This is a genomic window from Hymenobacter sp. FMD4 (assembly GCF_058932745.1).
In genome coordinates this window covers 33,294-50,643 of the sequence record NZ_JBZYWH010000031.1, presented here as the reverse complement: position 1 = coordinate 50,643, position 17,350 = coordinate 33,294, and the positions used below count along the sequence as shown (strand labels likewise).

Here is a 17,350-nt window from a genome sequence, read left to right as displayed (position 1 = left end):
GTTGGGACTGAACAACGCGCTACACTGATGATAGTTTACACAAGTACATGCAACAAGCCTACGTCAGCAGCAATGCCCATTAAGTTGGTCCTACAAAGCTTATGGCTTGGATGCGCCTTCCTCGGCCCGCTGCTCGCGGTACACCACAATCATGGCAATGAAAATGGACAAGTATGGCAGCACCATCCCAATCAGAAACCAGCGCCAGAACGAACGCCCCTGAGCGATGTAAGTAGTGAGCAGAGCACTGAGCACTGTCAAAATAAAGCAGGCGACAAATAGCGCGAGTGATTCCATGGTAAGAATAAAGAGCTGATTACCGGACTTTTCGGCGCTTCACTAGGTAGGCGTAAAGCACCTTGTCAAACGACTCGCGGATATCCACCGGCACAAAATCGATGCGATACTGACCGCAGCGCAGGGCCAGCTCCTGGGTGTATTCCTGCATGGCTTTGCGGTACTGGTCCCGCACCTGTGCGGGGCTGAGCTTCACCCGCTCGCCCGTTTCCACGTCTTCGAACACGTACGGGCGCTCGGCAAAGTCAAAATCGGCTTCGGTAGCGCGGTCTATCACGTGAAACAGCAGCACCTCGTGGTGCTGGTGCTTGAGGTGCTGCAGCGCGGCCAGCGTTTCGGTCTGGTCTTGCTGACTGCGGCCCAGCATGTCGGAGAAGATGATTACCAAGGAGCGTTTGGGAATCTGCTGCGCAATCTGGTGAATCACGCTGGCCACATTGGTGCCGCCGCGCTCGGTGGGCGCCTGCCGCTCCATGAGTTGCTGCAGCAGCAGCAGCAGGGTGTGGCGATGCGTGCTGGTGGAACGTACCGGGGTTTGCAGCTCTATTTTGTCGGAAAACGTGACCAGGCCTACGGCGTCGCGCTGCCTTTGCAGCATGGTGGCCAGCGCGGCCGTACACAGCACCGAGAAGTGCAGCTTATCGTAGTGAGGCCGCGGGTAGTACATCGAAGAGGATACGTCCAGCAGTACGTGGCAGCGCAGGTTGGTTTCCTCTTCGTAGCGCTTCACAAATAGCTTATCGGTGCGGGCCAGCACTTTCCAGTCGAGGTGCCGCGTGCTTTCGCCTGGGTTGTACAGCCGGTGCTCCGAGAATTCCACCGAAAAGCCATGGTAGGGCGACTGGTGCAGCCCGGTAATAAAGCCATCTACCAGCTGCCGGGCCAGAAACTCCAGGTTTTCAAACGAGCGAACGGTGGCCAGATCGAGGGGCTGAGCGGAAGGCATAGGCAAGACAAAAGAAGCGGCTAAGGACCGCTAAGGTAACGAGCCCGTTGCGCCACAAGTGCCCGCCATGTCAGGCTTAAGGCGGAAATGTACCATCCGAAGCCTTCCTAGGGCCGCTCAAAACTTGGTATGGCTCAATTTTCTGCAAGTAAATTTTTATCTACGCCCCCAAACGGCTAGCTTTAGCCGGAGATTTTTCAATCCTCTCAAAATAACCCAACTCCCTCCCTTTTCTTCATCTTTTTAGCTGGAACCCGTGGAAGACCGCTACGAACAGGACGAGATTTATTCCCAGCGCATTAAAGCCGGCAAACGCACGTACTTCTTCGACGTGAAGGCGACGCGCGGTCAGGATTATTACCTGACCATTACCGAAAGCAAGCGTCGCCTCCGCGACGATGATACCTTCTCCTACGAGAAGCACAAAATCTTCCTGTACAAAGAGGATTTTCTGAAGTTCGCCGACGCCCTACAGGACGCCATCGATTACGTGCGTCAGGAGTTGCTGACCGCTGAAGAAGTAGCCGAGCTGGACCGCCCCCGTCCCGCTTTCGAAGACCCCAACCGCTACGAAGGTCCTGCCTATACGCCCGACAACTACTAAGCTTAGGCTACCAAGCATTTTCGACGCGCAAGCGCTGCAGCTCCGGCCGCAGCGCTTGCGCGTCGCTGTTTTCCGAGCTTCTCGCAAAAAAGCCCCGCCGCCAGTTAAATACTGGCGGCGGGGCTAGGTCAATCTCGGTCTAAAAGTGGTGGCCTAGTGGCCGTCTTCGCTGTCGAGGTCAGCCCCGACGAAAGCCAAGCGCAGCGGCTGCCCGCTCACGGCGAAGGTTTCTTTGTCGGACAGGTCGCTCTTGTTCAGCATGTGCACCTTGCCTTGCGGGGCATTGGTTACGTACACGTAGCGCCGGCTTGCGGCCAGGTAAGGCGTAGCAGCCTGAGCATCCAGCAGCCCACTAAGCGAGCGGCTGGCTATGCGCGTGCCGGTGGCCGCGTCGTACACCGTCAGTTGGCCATCCTCGCCGAGCACCATGATGGTTTCGCCCTCCTCGTCCAAGGCCACGCGCACGAACCGGGCAGTGGTTCCTACCTGGGTCATGGTATTGGCATTCAGATCAATGCGAAACACGCCGTAGCCGTTGCGGGAGCCCAGAAAAGTACGGTCTTTGCGGGCGTAGTAAATAGTCGACAGCCAGTTGGAGCCCGCGCCCGCCGGATACGGAATAAGCCGCTGCTCGCCAGTCTGACGCACTACCAGCACCCCGCTCGACGACCCAAACAGCGCCTGCTGCCCGTCGCCGGCGTCCCCGTGGATGCCCTGCGTAGATACGCTCGGGGCAGCCAGCACGGTGCCTTGGGTGTTCACAATCTTTACTTGCTCCGGCAACGAGCCCGACTCCGTGTTGTTTTTGTGCGTCACGGCATAATTGCCATTGTCGAACCGAATCATGGCACCGTGGTGCGGGGCTCCGGTCACAAACCGGGCCGGTGCCGCTTCGGTGTGCAGCTGCCCCTCCCCCACGTAGCTGATGGAAGCGTTGCCATCATTGAAAATGCTCAGCATGTTATGCGAGGCATACACGTGTGAGGGCGTGGGCTCGGTGGACTTGGTCAGGCCCCATTTGGCCGTACCCCGCACGTGCACGTGGTCGTCGTGCCGGTCGATGCCGGTGTCGAAAAACTCCACCAGGTTATTGCTCCCGCTCACTACTGCCGCCCAGCGGCCGGTAGCTGAAGGGTACACGGAGCTACCGCCGTGCGTAGCCTGAAAAGTGGTTTGCTCCTTGCTGGCAGGATTAATAAGTGTAACAACGTTGCTGGTTTTGTCGGTTATCAACAGCCGGGCGTAACTGCTTTCGGTTTCCGGCTTGGCCGGCTCGGCCGTCTTCTTTTCACAGGAAGTAGCCAATCCAAGCCCTAAAAAGAGCGCAACCGGGTAAAGATGTTTTTGCTTCATAGCTCAGCAAGGGGAAAGTGATTGAACGCCCAAAGATATTATTTGAAACAATGTTGCAATTAAAAATAGCCAAAAAATTATTCCATCATTCCGCTGTAGCCCCATCTTCTAGCCTCACTAACCTACTAAGCCAAGACCTAAGCTGGTCTACGACTTGCTCTTTCAGTTAGCCCATCAAACAAAAACAGGCCTACGTCCCACGCAGGCCTGTTTTCAGTGAGCTCAATACTAGTGTTCAGCTCAGGTGTTTTTGCATTGTCCGCACGTTCCTTGAAGCAAATAGTCGCGATTATCAGCTGTAAACTGGGCCGGCAAGGCCACCGTTGGAATGCTTACTTGTTGCAAACAATACGTGTGCTGGCACCTGGAGCACTTAAAATGCACGTGGTTGTCGAAGTGCTCGTGCTGCGAGCATTCGATGGAGCAAGCCGCATACTTGGCGGTGTCCGTATTGTCGGGCACACGATGAATCAGGCCATTTTCCTCAAAAGCCTTGAGCGTACGGTACAACGTAATACGGTCGGCCTCGCCGCCGAGTGCCTGCTCTATCTCGTTGCTCGACAGAGCATAAGGAGAGCTAGAAAGCACCTGCAGCACGGTGCGGCGTACGGCCGTATTGCGCAGGCCGTGGTGCGAAAGCAGCTGAACGTAACGGTCGGGCGTGGACATAGTAGTACTCGAAATGGCAATAACAAAGATACGTTTCGCGAAACGCTATTAGTACAGCAAAACCGCCCGCAACTGCTCTTAGTTGCAACATCGTTGTTTGGATACAAGCAATTCGATAACTGCTAGCGGAGGTACAGGCACTTATATGCTAGCTGGAAATACATGGCCTATGCCCGAGATTGATGCCGCCGTGTGCAGTAACCGATTACATAAGGAATAAGCAGCGTTGGGAGGTAGCGCCCCTTGCTCTCGGCAAAGCCTTTCAACTTAGTGCAGCTGCCAAACTTATTCGTCCATACCCCTCTTGGCTGTGCGGGCCCTGACCGCTACATTTTGCGGCACTGTGCTACGCCCGCTTTGGCTTCGTACCTTTGCAGCCGAATCTGGCCGGCTGGCCGGATTCGCTCATTCACTAAGTCACTCATTCACCGCCCCATGGGTCTTCGCTGCGGTATCGTCGGGCTGCCTAACGTAGGTAAGTCTACCCTGTTCAACGCGTTGTCGAACGCCAAGGCCGAATCGGCCAACTATCCTTTCTGCACCATCGAGCCGAACGTAGGCGTGGTAACCGTGCCCGATCCGCGCCTGCTGGTGTTGGAGGAAATCGTGAAACCCGAGCGCGTGATACCCACCATCGTGGAGTTCGTTGACATTGCCGGCTTGGTAAAAGGTGCTTCTAAAGGCGAAGGCCTCGGCAATAAGTTTTTGGCCAACATCCGCGAGGTTGATGCCATTATTCACGTGGTGCGTTGCTTCGACGACCCCAACATCGTGCACGTAGCTGGCGGGGTAGACCCAGTCTTCGACAAGGACGTAATCGACACGGAACTGCAGCTGAAGGACCTCGAAAGCATCGATAAGAAGCTGCAGAAGTCGGAGCGCTCGGCCAAAAGCGGCGACGCGGTGGCCAAGAAGGAAGTAACGGCCCTGCAGCGCTTCAAAGCGCACCTGGAAGCCGGCAACAACGCCCGTTCGCTTGACGCTTCGGAGGACGACCTGGCCGCAGTAGAAGACCTGCAGCTGCTCACCATCAAGCCCGTCATCTACGCCGCCAACGTGGATGAAGGCAGCATTCCGGCCGGTGGCAACGCCTACGTGGAAGCCCTGCGCGCCCACGTGGCCAACGAAAACGCCCAGATTGTGGTGATTTCGGCCGCCATCGAGTCACAGATTGCCGAGATGGAAGACCCGGAAGAAAAGGCCATGTTCCTGGGCGAATACGGCCTCACCGAATCGGGCCTGGACAAGCTCATCCGCGCTTCCTACGACATCCTGAACCTCATCACCTACTTCACTGCTGGGCCCAAGGAAGTACGCGCCTGGACCATTCACCGCGGCGACAAAGCTCCGGCCGCCGCTGGCGTCATCCACTCCGATTTCGAAAAGGGATTCATCCGCGCTGAGGTAATCAAGCTGCCCGACTACGAGCAATACCGCACGGAAGCCAAAATCAAGGAAGCCGGCAAAATGGCCGTGGAAGGCAAGGAATACGTGGTGCAGGACGGCGACATCATGCACTTCCGTTTCAACGTGTAAGCTGCCTCTACTCGCTGCATAACGGCATGCTAAGCGCAGCCAGGCATCAGGCTAACTAGTAACTTCAACGCCCCGGCCGGTATTCGGTTGGGGCGTCTTTCTATTCCGTAGTAGCGCATGATGCAAGAGGCATTACAACGGCACATCTTCGAGCCGCTGAACCAAGCAGTAGGACGTGAACTGAAGGCCGTATTTTATCACGACACCTTTCCGGAAGAAGGCCTTATTACTAATCAATTCAGCACGGATATCATTTCTCTGCAGCTTGAGCTTCTCTTTGTAAACGGAGCCATACTGTATTTCAGCTGGGCAAATGTAGAAGGTTGGATGAGCTTCAGTCTGGCCATATCACCTGAGTCGTTCCGCACGGGCCCCGAACGCTATGCACCAACTGCTGCCCATTGGCAACGTTACCTCGGTCAGACGCTAACCGGCTTTTCCGTGTATGGTCTGCGGGAAGAAACCTGGACGGAACACGGACTGGAAAGCAAAAAGGAGGTAACCTACTATAACGAGCCGCACCTAGTGGTACTCTCCTTTGCCGACTATCAGGTAGGTATAGCCAATTGGTATAAAGAGGACAATTTCATACCGCGCCTGCCATTTGGCGACGACGTGTGGATTTTGTTTGAGCGCACCGAAGTCGAGAAACACATAAAGGCGCTAGGCCTCGACCAACTCGAAGCCTAGCGCCTTTTAAATCGTCAGCCGGGTTACTTACCCACCACTTTAAACAACTGCCCGGAAGCCAGCTTATCAGTGGTTTTCATCCCATTCAGAATAGCCAGTTCTTCGTGCCGTTTAGCTGGAACGCCGTTTGCCGACAGGGCCTGTGCCAAAGTCTGATTGCCAGTGGCCGACTTGATGCGCACGCGCTCGGGCTGACGGTTGATTTTGTTGGCATCGGTGAGGCGCTGGAAGCCTTGGGCTACGCGTTGAAACACGGGGCCGTAGGTATTGAAAGTAGCCGGAGCACTCATGCCCACCAGCGCATAGATGGTTTGGCCATCCTGGATCAGGTACGAGAGCGTGCGGGCCTGCACGCCTTGCTGACCGGCTTGGTCGCCTTGCACCGCAATGGCCGGGAAGCTGTTGATGGTGGTGCGGCTGGCTTGAGCGCCTTGAATTTTTAGCTGCTGCACCAAGGCTTGCGCGGCTTCATCGAGAGACTTGCCCGGGGCGAGCAGCAATACCTGCACAGCCTGGCCTTGAGGCTCGGCCATTTGAAATTGCTGGGGCGAGTTCTGGGTTTTCCAGCCTTGTGGCACCGGAAACTGGAACTTCAATTCGGGGTGGTAAAACGCCCCACCTTCCACGAAGCCTTCGCGGGGGTTGTCGCCGTAGGCCAAACCGTCAATCATGCGCAGGTACTGGTCGCGGTTGACGGTAAGCTGTTTGCCCGCTTGCTGCTCAGCCTGCGCGGCCAGCTTCTTCACGTTCTGGTAGCGGTCGGCGGAGTTTGGGTGCGATGATAGGAAAGTGGGTAGGCCAGCGGCACCGCTTTGCTGCTCGGTGCGCTGCAGCGTCAGGAAGAAATCGGCCATGGGCGCGGGGTCGTATCCGATTTTGCTGGCGTATTTCACCCCGAGCTGATCGGATTCGTTTTCATCGTCGCGGCCGTATTTCAGCAGGCCGATGCCCACCACCTGAGAGGCGGGCTGGGCAATGGAAGCCACGCGCTTCGACAGAATAGAGCCAAGAATGAGCGCCCCGTTGGCAATAGTGGAACGTGTCTGCTGCTTCTGCCCGTGGCGAGCGGTGATGTGCCCAATTTCGTGGCCGAGCACGCCGGAGAACTGCGCTTCGTTGTTGAAGTGCGCCATGATGCCGCGCGTAAAGTACACGTGGCCATCGGGCGTGGCGAAGGCGTTGATAACGGGCGAATCGACGATGGTGAAGCCCTTCACATCGTTGGGCCGATCCGACACGCGGCCCATCTGCATGCCTTTCTGGTCGATAAAGCTTTGCAGCTTGGCGTTGTCGAGCAGGCCGAACATGGCGACAATCTGTGGATCGGGCTGGGCGCCCTGAACCGGGGCCATGCCTGCCGAAGCGGGCCGGTTTATGAACGAACTAGTAGAACTGCCCAGCGGCAGCAGCAGCCCCAGCAAAGCCAGGGGCCGCAGGCGACGAAGCAAGGTGGTATGCATAGGTTTGGAAAGTAGAGGTAGGAATGAAAGAACGACGGGAACTAGTCCTGCAACGGCTCAGCCGTAGGGGAAGGTTACGGCTGCACCAAATGCAGGCCTTGGCCTCCCAGACCAGCCCGCCTGAATCTGCTACCGGGTTATACCAATACCGGGCCATTCGGTTTTTGCCGTACTTGCAGCCTGCTCGTCGTCCTTATGAATATTCAGCCCATCCTCGACCATTTCAACCAGCTCGCCCCCGAAGAGCAAACCAAGGAAGTGTACGCTCACTTCGGTCTGGCCGTGTACTTCGGGCAGGCCGTGGAGCAGCAATTGGCCAACATGCTCATCTTCGACAAGCTGTTTCAGGTGAAGCCCGAAACGCCGGAGCAGTACACCGCCATTTTTGAGGAATACGCCGCCGCCGCTAAGCCCGCTGGCATCCTTACCATCGAGCTGCAAATGGCTTATCAGCTTTCCGACACCGACCGCGACGAGCTGCAACAGCTGCTTATGCTGCGGGAGTACTTGGCCAATACGTACTTCAAAGTGTACGCCCAGCGCCTGCTGCAGCCCGAGCAAAAAGGTCAGCTGGTAGCTGATTTTGCTGGTTTCCAGAGCCGCGCCCGGGCCCTGCATACCCAACTGCAGCAGTATCAGCAGCAGTACGTAGCCCGCACCGGCGTGGAAACGGAGCTGATGCAGCAAACCTGGGCTACGGTAGTGCGCGATTCGCAGCGCGTGCTGGGACAAGACTTAAGCTAATGCCGGCAGTAATAGGCCTTAGCAGCAGCACGAAATGTCATTGGGCTACGAGAAATTGCGTGTAGCCCGCCATTATCCCCCGACCAGTACATTTCTAGTACTGCCTTCAGGATCTGTTACACGTTGCGCATTCAATATTCGGTGCCTCCTAGCGCTGGCGCACTTGTGTACCGTTAACCGCCAGTGGTCGGTAGCCGATCAATAGATCGGCACGGGTGCCAGGCGGGCGGTAATACACCAGGATATCGTACTGATTCTGGGTGAGCTGGTAGCTGCCCTCGAAATAGGCTGCATCGGGCGGTGCGCCGCCGGGTTGGCCCACCACGTAGTAATAGTTGTAGTAGCCCTGCTTCAAAAGGAAGCGTCCGGTGTATTGTTGCTGCTCAGCATTGTACGTCATTTTGAACTCCTCCTTCAGCTTCCAATCGGAAAGAGCCCCGAAGACGTACACCGGGCCGGGAGCCACGCTAGGGGCACGGAGCTGGAAGGTGGTCCAGACGTAATCAGCATTGGTGGCGCCGTTGCCGTATTCGCGGCTTTCGAACACGCGCTGCCCGTCGGTATCTTCATACTGGGTGTGGCTGCGGTCGGCGCGGGTTTCTTCGGGCAGCAGCAGCACTTCGCGCGGCGACGCCTGGATGTCCAAGCGGGCCACGCCCAGGCCTACCGTACGTAGCGAGCGTAAGTCGGCGAAACGAAACTCGTTGAGCGCGGGAAAGGCGTTTTCGAAGTTGAAGTATTGGTAGTCGAGCTGCTGCTCGGCGTCGCGCACGAAGGTGGGCCGCAGGTTGTACTTGGCGTTGTCCCAGCGGAAGTTCTGGCGCATCACCACTTTGGTTTCCACGGCGGGGTTCACCAGCGGATAGGAACCGTAGCGAATCGTAAAATCGATCTGCTGCATGGTGTAGCGAGCGGTACCGCCAGGTGCCAGACCGAGCTGTGCAGCAATTTGTACCTGATTTTCATACACCAATATCCGCCGCGAGATAAGCGGCTGGCGCGTGGTACCGTCCTGCACCACCAGTAGGTAGTTGCCGGACAGCTTTACGGGCGGCACCTGCAGCCGGTAATGGTAGTACGACACCTGCGTGTTGACAGAAGTGCGGTACTGGGTGATGTTGAACTCGTTGATGTCGCTGAGAAATTGCAGGTCCGTGAGTACCGAGGGCGACCAGTCGGCATTGCAGTGCACCAGCCGGGCCGTAAGGCGGCGGCTCTGGCTGCCCAGAATGTCGAATTCCAGCGCCACCGAGCCGCTTTGCGACAGGGGCACTACCGGCGCGTTGAACACCTCCGTGGGCTGGCCCGTAGCGGCGTAACATTGCACGCTCTGCACGTCTTGCTCGTACACGTAGTCCTCAAACCGCAGCTGGGTGTTGGCCCGGGGCGCTTGCACGGCGCTTCCCTGACCGGGCCGGCCGGCATTGGGGTCGGTGATGGGCGTACCGAGGGGCACGCAGGCAGCAGTGGCAATCAGCGGAAGCAGCAGGGCGAAACGGCGGAGCATACAGACAAGTACGATTCCACCAAAACTAGGGCTAATTGCCAAAAGCTGGCACTTCGCTTTTAGTAGTGAAGGCGGGTGGTGCTATTTCACGAACGGGAATCAACAAAAAAGAGGCAGCCCAAGCAGAAGCAGGACACTACAGAACGCCGGCTTGAGCGCGCAGCAGTAGGTTAGGCGAGCAAATTGGTTTGTCGCCTCCCTTACCGTTTCCGTTATGCCCGTTGTTACCCTGCGTTGGCTTTTACTGTGGATGCTATGTTTGCTGGCCGCCCCGCTGCTGGCCCAAACGGCAGCGCCACTCAAGCAGGTGCAATACCTTTCGGGCCGTGACAATACCCGCACCCAGACGTGGGACTTCTTCTGCACTGGCGGGCGGCAAAGCGGGTATTGGACCACCATTCAGGTGCCCTCGTGCTGGGAGCAGCAGGGTTTCGGGGCCTACAACTACGGCCGCGACTACAAGACCTACGGAAAAAATTTCCGCTTCGCCGACGAGCAGGGCCGCTACCGGCACCAGTTTCAGGTGCCCGCCGACTGGCAGCAGAAGCAGGTATTTATTGTGTTTGAAGGCTCGATGACCGACACGGAGGTGAAGATCAACGGGCAGCTGGCCGGGCCGATCCACCAAGGAGCTTTCTACCGCTTTCAATACGACATTACCGACAAGCTCAAGCCGGGCCAGTCCAACCTGCTGGAAGTGACGGTGAGCAAGATGTCGGCTGATGCCTCGGTCAACAACGCCGAGCGGCTGGCCGACTATTGGGTGTTCGGGGGCATTTTCCGACCGGTGTACCTGGAGGCTTTCCCGAAGCAGTTCGTTTCGCACACGGCTATTGATGCCCAGGCCGATGGCGCGTTTGCCATGAACGTACACCTGCGCGGCCTGCAGCAAGCCACGCAGGTACAAGCCGACATTCTGGACGCGGCGGGCCAGGTAGTGGGCACGGCCCGTGGCACCGCCGGCGCCGGCGATACGCTGGTGCAAATCAAGACGAACGTCAAGCAGCCGCTGCGCTGGACTTCCGAAACGCCGCACCTGTACCGGGCGCGCGTGCAGCTGACGGCCGGCGGGCAGCCGCTGTACCAGATGGAGGAAAAATTCGGTTTTCGAACCGTCGAAATCCGGCGCGGCCGGGGCATTTTCGTCAACGGCACGCAGGTGAAGCTCAAAGGCATCAACCGCCACAGCTGGTGGCCCGAAACCGGCCGCACGCTCAACGACGCGATTCACCTCCTGGACGTGCGGCTGATGAAGGAGATGAACATGAACGCCGTGCGCATGGCCCATTACCCGCCCGACAAACGCTTTCTGGAGCTCTGCGACTCGCTGGGCCTGTACGTGCTCGATGAGCTGGCCGGCTGGCAGAAGGCCTACAGCACCCGGGCCGGTGCACCGCTGGTGCGCGAGATGGTGCAGCGCGACGCCAATCATCCTAGCATCCTGTTCTGGAGCAACGGCAACGAAGGCGGTACCAACAAGGAGCTCGACGACGACTTTCACCTGTATGACCTACAGAAGCGGCCCGTGATTCACGCCCACCACCGCCCCGGCAACCAGCACAACGGCATCGACACGAACCACTACGAGCACTTCTACAGCACCCAAAAAATCCTCAGCGACTCGCTTATTTACATGCCCACCGAATTCCTGCACGCGCAGGACGACGGCGGCGCGGCGGCCGGCCTGGCCGATATATGGGAGCTGCACTGGCAGGCGCCGCGCTCGGGCGGTGGCTTTCTTTGGGCCCTGGTAGATGAGGGGTTGGTGCGTACCGACCAGCGCGGCATCATCGACGTGAACGGGGTGAATGCGCCCGATGGCGTACTCGGCCCGCACCGTGAAAAGGAAGGCAGCTTCTACGCGCTGCGTGAAATCTTCTCTCCTATCAAGGCGAGCCCAGCGGTGAAAACTGCGGGCCTGAAAGGGAGGAAGGCTAAGAAGGGCGTGCCGCAACCGGCACCTGCAGCCGCGGCAGCGCCGTCGGTAGCCGTGCTGCCCGCCAACTTCAAAGGGGTCATCAACCTCGAAAACCGCTACCACTTCCTCGACCTCGCGCAGTGCTTTTTCCAGTGGGAGCTGGTGAACTACCGCAAGCCGGGGGAAACGTTCAGCGGCTACATAACGCAGCAGAAAGGCCGCGCCACCAGCCCCAAAGTAGCGCCCCTGGTCACGGGCCAGCTAAAGCTCGAGCTACCCAAAGACTGGCAGCGCTACGATGCCCTGCTGCTCTCGGCTTACGACCCGCAGAAGAACCTGGTGTACAAGTGGAGCTGGCAGACGGCGCCCAACGCCAGGCTGCTCGGTGACATAGTGACGCTGCAGGAAAAGCAAGCCGTGGAAAAAGCGGAAACCGACTCCACGCTCACGCTCAAAGCGGCTAACATCACCATCACCTGGAACAAGCAAAACGGCCGAATTACCGCGCTGAAGGGCAACAACGGCGACAAGCTCTCCTTTGCGGGCGGGCCGGTGCTCGTGGCCGGCAACGCGGCCTTCCAGGGCCTGCAGCACCGCGCCGAGGCCGATGGCGAAGTCATTGAGGCGCGCTACACCGGCGACCTGACGGCGGTACGCTGGAAGATGTACGGTTCGGGCTGGCTGCAGCTTGATTACGAGTACAGCCTAAACGGCGACTTTGCCTTTACCGGCCTCAGCTTCACCTACCCCGAAAACTACGTGCTCGGGGCCAAGTGGCTGGGCAAAGGCCCCTACCGCGTGTGGAAGAATCGCCTGCAGGGCGTGACGACCAATGTGTGGGAAAACGCCTACAACAATACCCAGACCGGTGCCGCTCCCTGGATTTACCCTGAATTCAAGGGCTACTTCGCCGACATCCGCTGGCTGGAGCTGAACACGGTGGAAGGCAAGTTCCTGGTAGCCACGCCCGACGTGGGCCTGTACGTGCGCCTGTTTGATTTCTACGGCCTCTCGGGCGTAAAGCCCCATCCGGCCCTGCCCGTAGGCAACCTCTCCTTCCTCGACCGCATCCCGCCGCTGGGTACCAAGCTGGCGCTGAACATCGACGCCAACACCCACAACCTGGGCCCGCAGAGCGAGCTAAACCACGTCAGCGGCCCGACCCGGCGCACGCTTTACTTCTTCTTCGGCCTGCCCAAACCGAGCAGCCAGCCTCAGCCCTACACCGCCCCGGCCAAAGACGATCTGTTTTGAAGGCAGTAGGTAATCCAAGTTAGATACCAGAGCTAAAACTTTCTGCGACTTAGGTTAAATAGCAGCGCAAGAATCCGCCAGCAGGCAGCGGTATTACTTTAGCTTCTCTACCGGTGTGGGGCTTTGCATCAGGCCGGCCGGCACGGCGTCGAGCACGGCAATGTGGTTCAGGCGGCGGCCATCTTTGCCGTCGCTGCGGCCGGCGGCAAGCAGGATATTGCCGTAGCGCTGGTATTCGGCCCACTGGCGGCGGAAGCTGGGCGCGGCATCGGTAGCGTTGCGGTAAAAGGCCCACTCCTCGATGAGTTGGGTACGAGGATTCACCAACACCTCGTAACGGTTTTGGGGCGTTACGCCCACGTTTTCGAAGGTGAGCTGCAGCACGCGGGCCGGCGCGCCCAGCTGGGTGGTAGCGTTGCCTTTGTAGGTGAGCGTGACACCGGAATCCTTGAGCTTGAAGGGCATGATCAGCCACCAGGAGTTATTGGCCCACACGGGGTACATGTTGGTGAGTAGCTTCTGTCCTTCTTCCGTGCTGCTGATGTCCTGCCCGGCTTTATAAGCCTTACCGGCGCGGGTGTTCAGGTTGCCGGTCAGCACTAGGTCGCCCTTCTGCCAGCGGAAGTCGTTGGTGTATTTGTCCCAGATCTGGTACTGGTCGCCGAAAAACTCCCAGGCGATGTAGCGGGCTTTCTGCCAATTATCGTAGCCGCCCATGGCCTGCATCACGGTGTCGGCAATGGCAATGGCCCGGACGTCGGAGCCGGCTTTATTGAAAGTAGCGCCGGCAGGGTACGAAGTCACTTTAGCCGGTTTGGCCGGGCGCTGGGCCAGGGCAGCGCCAGCCGGTAGCAGCAACAGGGCTACCGCAAGCGAGCGGCTAAGGCGAGGAAAGCGAGAAGCAGCGGGAACGAGCATAGGAAGAGTCGGATGAAGGCAACGTCAAACGTCAGGGCCAATACGCAGCCGCCGCGTTTGTGGTCGGGCCAAGTAAAGCCCCAAGTCCTTTTGGCCCGCAAACTAACCTACGGCAGCTTGCTTCCGCTCATTTCCATTTCGATGCTGGCCATGATAAACGGTCCCACCCCTTTGAAGTCGTTTTTCTGAATCGGTTCGGAGAGGTAGTATTCGTAGCTGCCGTCGCGGTAGGGCGTGCCACCGAGGCCGCCCACGCTTACGGTGCCGTTCAGGGCCACGGTACCGTCGGGCTCGGTCTGCACGAACTCCTTCAAGATGCCGTCGTAGCCCCGGCGGGCGGTGGCGGCGTACTTCTTGTCGAGGTAGCCGAGGCGCACGCCTTTCTGCAACGCGTACACAAACATGCACGAAGCGGAAGCTTCAACGTAGTTGCCGGCCCGGGTGCCTTGGTCCGACACCTGCCACCAGCAGCCGGTTTTGGGGTCCTGATACTTCACCAGCACGGGCGCAAGGCGCTGCAGGTAGCCGACCAGATTCTTGCGCTGCGGGTGATTTTGGGGAAAATAATCCAGCACATCCACCAGGGCCATGGCGTACCAGCCGATGCCGCGGCCCCAGAAGTTGGGCGAAAGGCCGGTTTGCTTATTGGCCCATTGCTGCTCCCGGCTTTCGTCCCAACCGTGGTACAGCAGGCCGGTTTTGGAATCGACGAGGTACTTTTCGACCAGCGCAAACTGTTTGGCTACCTGGTCGAAACCCTGAGGCTGATTGAAAACCTTGGCGTACTCGGCCGAAAAAGGCTCGGCCATGTACAGGCCGTCGAGCCACATCTGATGGGGGTAGCGCTTTTTGTGCCAGTAGCCGCCCTCTTTGGTACGCGGCTGCTCGTCGAGCTGCTTGTGCAGCGCCTGCACGGCCGTGCGGTACTGCTCGCGGCGGGGCAAGCTAGGCTGTTGCATGAGCGTGAGCAGCACGCGGCCGGCGTTGATGTTGTCGAGGTTGTAGTCTTCCGGCTTGAAGCGCTGAATAGCGCCATCAGGGCCGATGGACTGGTCCATGGTGCGCACCACGTAATCGAGGTAGCGCGGCTGCCCGGTACGCTGCCACACCCGCTCCACGGCTTTCAGCATCAGGCCGTGCTCATAGCCCCAGCGGGCCGCCTTGTTACGCACGGCCGGCACCGAATCGGGGTACCAGCGCATAAACGAATCAGCCATGCGCACCGACCACGGCTGGGTAGTTTTGGACTGGGCAGAGGCTAGTTGAACGAGGCCCAGCAGACAGATGAGCAGCGAGAAACGATGGAGGCGCATATTGGTTGGAAATTGCCGGAAGGGGTGACTTCGGCTTGTTTTGAGAATTTCGACCTAGGGCCCTGCTCTATCTGGTGTCCGATTGCTGAACCGCAGGAAGGCGTAGCCAACCGAAGGAAGACGTAGCCAAGCATCTCTACCGCTGACGTAAGGTTGGAATCAAGCAAAGCGGTAGAGATGCTTCGACAAGCTCAGCATGAAAAAACCGAATGGCATTTACAGCATAGGACAAAGGCATTTCTGGGCCTGCTTTGCCTGAAGTCAATTAGCGCTTGGCCACGCTGACAACTTTCTTTTTCACGCCAGTACCGTATTCCAGCGCCAGTTTGGCTTTGCTCACGTCGGTGTTGGTCAGCTTCACGTCCCTGGCTTTTTCGGCGCCCGATACGCGCAGCAGCGTGGTGGCGCCGGGCGGGTACCTGATGCCATCGAGGGTGATGTTGCGGCTGTTGTGCACTTCCATTACCGGGTCGGAATCGGTGGGCAGCAGCGTTACGTTTTTGAGGCTGATGTTTTCGGCTTCGATGCACACCAAGCCTTTGCGGCTCTGCAGCACGGCGTTTTCGAGGCTGATTTCCTGAATGGCGCGCTCCGGCAAGCCGCGCACAAGCATGCCGGTGCGGGCACCGTTGCAGGTCACGTTGCGCATGTACACTTTACGAAACAGCGGCGTGCCCTCGCCCACCGGCATGGCCGGCGACACGGGCCGTTCCTTGGAGCCCGCCACCTGGGGCGTGGGGTCCTTGATCATGTAGTACATGTCAAACAGGATGGCCTCCATGGGAATGTTCTTCATGTCGACGCCGTCGATGAAAATGTTTTCCACTACCCCACCCCGGCCGCGGGTGGTCTTGAAGCGGATACCGATATCGGTGCCGATGAAGGTGAGGTTCTGCGCGTAGATGTTGCGCGCCCCGCCCGACATTTCGGAGCCAATCACGAAGCCGCCGTGGGCGCGGTAAACGGTGCAATTGCGCACCAAGATGTTCTCGGTAGGCATGGCCCGCTGCCGCCCCTGCTCGTTGCGGCCCGACTTGATGCAGATGGCATCGTCGCCCACATCGAAGGTGCAGTTTTCTATCAGCGCGCCGTTGATGGATTCGAGGTCGAGCGCATCGGTGTTGGGGGTGTAGGGGCCGTTGAGGACCGTCACGCCGCGCACCACCACGTCCTGGCTCATCATGGGGTGCAACGTCCAAGCTGGCGAGTTCTGGAAGGTTACCCCCTCCAGCAACAGGCGCTGGCAGCGGTCGAGCACCAGGAAATCGGGGCGTAAGTGGTCCTTGATTTCTTCGAAGTCTTGAATGTTCTGCTTTTCCTCGGTCAGCACGCCGGCTTCTTTGGTGGTAGCGCCTTTGAGCGCCTGCGCCGAAGGATACCACCGGTCCTGCTTTTCGTTGAGCACTCCGCCCGAGGCTACTATTTGCTTCCATTCGCTCTCGATGGTGCGGCCTTTCTGCACCATCCACCAAGCCTCGCCCGCGCCGTCCAGAATGCCTTGGCCGGTAATGGCTACATTCTCCAGTTCGCGGCCATAGATCAGGGCCTGGTTACGCACGGCGGCGAGGCCTTCCCAGTTGGTTTTGATCAGCTTGTAATCAGCGCGGTTGTTGCTGAACTGCACCAGCGCCCCGCGGGCAATGTGCAAGTTCACATTGGAGCGCATTTCTAATCCAGCCGTGCGCCAGTGCCCACGCGGCACCAGCACTACGCCCCCTCCCGCCTTGCTGCAAGCGTTGATGGCTTGCTGGATGGCTGCCGTGTTTGGGGTGACACCGTCGGGTACAGCGCCGTACTTACTGATGCTGATGGTGTCCTTGCGAAACTCGGTCAGGTTGACCTTGGGCAGATTCGGTGTAAAGGATTGAGCAGTGGCAGTCAGGCTGAGAGAGACTAGCAGACCGAGTATGGGAAGGTATTTTTTCATCGCGTGGAAATCGGTAGGCTAGAATTAGCTCCCCTCCTCAGATGAGGAGGGGTTGGGGGTGGTTGAAAGACTAGGCTAAAAATTGTCTGCCATGTTGGGCGCGACCAAGACATCTCGCTTGTTTGCTTAATAGCAAGTGACGGCCTTTTGAAGTCGTGCAAGTGGCGCGGGCGTCCTTCAACCACCCCAGCGGCGGCTGCGCCACCGCGTCCCC

At 58.5% G+C, this 17,350-nt stretch carries 14 protein-coding genes; 5 read left to right on the top strand and 9 right to left on the bottom strand.

Features of this window, described 5'->3' with window-relative positions:
• Positions 1 to 99: 99 nt before the first annotated feature.
• Positions 100 to 297 carry a hypothetical protein gene (locus AC5FXY_RS20290; RefSeq protein WP_493558551.1) on the bottom strand — a complete coding sequence of 66 codons (198 nt, stop codon included), beginning with the start codon at positions 295 to 297 and terminating at the stop codon, positions 100 to 102.
• Positions 298 to 316: 19 nt separating this feature from the next.
• A complete protein-coding gene (locus tag AC5FXY_RS20285) occupies positions 317 to 1,243 on the bottom strand; it encodes a DUF58 domain-containing protein (protein ID WP_493558550.1) in 927 nt (308 codons plus the stop codon).
• A gap of 256 nt (positions 1,244 to 1,499) precedes the next feature.
• Here AC5FXY_RS20285 and AC5FXY_RS20280 point away from each other — a divergent pair, with 256 nt between their 5' ends.
• On the top strand, positions 1,500 to 1,847 hold the full coding sequence (locus AC5FXY_RS20280) for a DUF3276 family protein (protein WP_493558549.1): 348 nt from the start codon (positions 1,500 to 1,502) through the stop codon (positions 1,845 to 1,847).
• 153 nt (positions 1,848 to 2,000) lie between these two features.
• Here AC5FXY_RS20280 and AC5FXY_RS20275 read toward each other — a convergent pair whose 3' ends face one another.
• Together AC5FXY_RS20275 and AC5FXY_RS20270 are read right to left on the bottom strand one after the other, a co-directional pair.
• On the bottom strand, positions 2,001 to 3,200 hold the full coding sequence (locus AC5FXY_RS20275; protein ID WP_493558548.1) for a hypothetical protein: 1,200 nt from the start codon (positions 3,198 to 3,200) through the stop codon (positions 2,001 to 2,003).
• 240 nt (positions 3,201 to 3,440) lie between these two features.
• On the bottom strand, positions 3,441 to 3,869 hold the full coding sequence (locus AC5FXY_RS20270; protein ID WP_493558547.1) for a Fur family transcriptional regulator: 429 nt from the start codon (positions 3,867 to 3,869) through the stop codon (positions 3,441 to 3,443).
• 435 nt (positions 3,870 to 4,304) lie between these two features.
• Here AC5FXY_RS20270 and ychF point away from each other — a divergent pair, with 435 nt between their 5' ends.
• Positions 4,305 to 5,405 (top strand): redox-regulated ATPase YchF, encoded by a 1,101-nt coding sequence (ychF, locus tag AC5FXY_RS20265; RefSeq protein ID WP_493558546.1) that lies wholly within the window; start codon positions 4,305 to 4,307, stop codon positions 5,403 to 5,405.
• A 117-nt stretch (positions 5,406 to 5,522) separates the two neighbouring features.
• Complete coding sequence (locus AC5FXY_RS20260; RefSeq protein WP_493558545.1) at positions 5,523 to 6,095, top strand: hypothetical protein; 573 nt, start codon at positions 5,523 to 5,525, stop codon at positions 6,093 to 6,095.
• A gap of 23 nt (positions 6,096 to 6,118) precedes the next feature.
• Here AC5FXY_RS20260 and AC5FXY_RS20255 read toward each other — a convergent pair whose 3' ends face one another.
• A complete protein-coding gene (locus AC5FXY_RS20255) occupies positions 6,119 to 7,555 on the bottom strand; it encodes a M48 family metalloprotease (RefSeq protein WP_493558544.1) in 1,437 nt (478 codons plus the stop codon).
• A gap of 195 nt (positions 7,556 to 7,750) precedes the next feature.
• On the opposite strand from AC5FXY_RS20255, the gene AC5FXY_RS20250 reads away from it, so the two are divergent.
• The gene (locus AC5FXY_RS20250; protein WP_493558543.1) at positions 7,751 to 8,299 is read left to right on the top strand and encodes a hypothetical protein; all 549 of its coding nucleotides are present in this window, start codon (positions 7,751 to 7,753) and stop codon (positions 8,297 to 8,299) included.
• Between the two features lie 148 nt (positions 8,300 to 8,447).
• Here the strand turns inward: AC5FXY_RS20250 and AC5FXY_RS20245 are convergent, their stop codons facing one another.
• On the bottom strand, positions 8,448 to 9,806 hold the full coding sequence (locus tag AC5FXY_RS20245) for a type IX secretion system plug protein (protein WP_493558542.1): 1,359 nt from the start codon (positions 9,804 to 9,806) through the stop codon (positions 8,448 to 8,450).
• Positions 9,807 to 10,020: 214 nt separating this feature from the next.
• Here AC5FXY_RS20245 and AC5FXY_RS20240 point away from each other — a divergent pair, with 214 nt between their 5' ends.
• Positions 10,021 to 12,978 (top strand): glycoside hydrolase family 2 TIM barrel-domain containing protein, encoded by a 2,958-nt coding sequence (locus tag AC5FXY_RS20240; RefSeq protein ID WP_493558541.1) that lies wholly within the window; start codon positions 10,021 to 10,023, stop codon positions 12,976 to 12,978.
• 93 nt (positions 12,979 to 13,071) lie between these two features.
• Here AC5FXY_RS20240 and AC5FXY_RS20235 read toward each other — a convergent pair whose 3' ends face one another.
• The 3 genes from AC5FXY_RS20235 to AC5FXY_RS20225 form a co-directional block, all read right to left on the bottom strand.
• Positions 13,072 to 13,896 (bottom strand): hypothetical protein, encoded by an 825-nt coding sequence (locus AC5FXY_RS20235; RefSeq protein WP_493558540.1) that lies wholly within the window; start codon positions 13,894 to 13,896, stop codon positions 13,072 to 13,074.
• A gap of 107 nt (positions 13,897 to 14,003) precedes the next feature.
• Positions 14,004 to 15,209, bottom strand: a complete 1,206-nt coding sequence (locus AC5FXY_RS20230; RefSeq protein WP_493558539.1) for a glycoside hydrolase family 88/105 protein — start codon at positions 15,207 to 15,209, stop codon at positions 14,004 to 14,006.
• A gap of 265 nt (positions 15,210 to 15,474) precedes the next feature.
• A complete protein-coding gene (locus tag AC5FXY_RS20225) occupies positions 15,475 to 17,136 on the bottom strand; it encodes a glycoside hydrolase family 28 protein (protein ID WP_493558538.1) in 1,662 nt (553 codons plus the stop codon).
• Between the last annotated feature and the right edge of the window lie 214 nt (positions 17,137 to 17,350).